Here is a 1,063-nt window from a genome sequence, read left to right on the forward strand (position 1 = left end):
GCTATCACTATGCGTAAGATGCACCCCACCGTGCCAGCTATGCCAGACATTCACCGGGAAACCCCGCTGGGCATCCACCGGGATCATTCTATTTACCCAGGCTGAATCACTTTCACTATCGGATTTTTCCCGCAACAGGGGGGGACTGATAATCATTTTTTGACTCCTTAATCATTTAGTCAGGTTAATTCGTTAAGATTGCTCAGGAAAATCGCCAACGTTTTTGGGGGTCTCCTGCTTTAACTGGTAAAGTTGTCGATTCTGTTTTCTGGCTGGCTGCCCCTGTTCGCTCAAAACTGGCACACTTAATCAGGTAATCCCCTGCGGTTCCCTGCTCAATTTTGTAGGGATCAAGCGTGAGATAAGAGCCGCCCGCATTAAGGGTGATCTTTTTCTTTGCCGTGATATAAATTTCCTCTTCCGTGCTGGTTATGTTGATCACTTTGCGAGCCAGTAATTCCATCAGGTCATTTTGTGCCTGAACAGAAACCGCCCCCTGATTGGCAATCAGCTTAATGCCTAATTTGCGGACAAACAGGCTGAAAGTCTGACCAACACCGATAAAGAAATTCTTTACCACCCCAATATCCGCATGCTTACCGGCATTAGCGATCAGGTTTTCTGTTGCCGCCAGTTGCAGACGCTCACCACTGGTTATCGAAATCCCCTTTGGCGCACTCATCAGCAATACAGCCGATTTCAGCTGTTCAAGGTCCTGTCGTAACATCGCCAGCTGAGCATTGATATCAGCCGCAGAGGCATTAGCCGTCTGTGCATCAGTGGAAATGGCCTGCATCTGTTCATTCGCCACATGCAACTGACTCAACGCCGTCTGCATCTCCAGCGTTTGTCCCTGCGCTTTAGCCTGTTCATCCGCACTGATAAACAACCCTGGTCGGCTGGTGCTATCACTATGCGTAAGATGCACCCCACCGTGCCAGCTATGCCAGACATTAACCGGGAAACCTCGCTGGGCATCCACCGGGATCATTCTATTTATCCAGGCCGAATCACTTTCACTATCGGATTTTTCCCGCAACAGGGGAGGGCTGATAATCATTTT

At 49.2% G+C, this 1,063-nt stretch carries 1 protein-coding gene; it reads right to left on the reverse strand.

Annotated features, from left to right (window positions below):
• Positions 1-202: 202 nt before the first annotated feature.
• Positions 203-1,063 (reverse strand): DUF2345 domain-containing protein (locus tag BO26_RS25000; protein WP_477707051.1); only part of this gene is annotated, 861 nt, incomplete at its 5' end.

It is taken from the genome of Photorhabdus australis DSM 17609 (assembly GCF_000711895.1).
Lineage (GTDB): Bacteria > Pseudomonadota > Gammaproteobacteria > Enterobacterales > Enterobacteriaceae > Photorhabdus > Photorhabdus australis.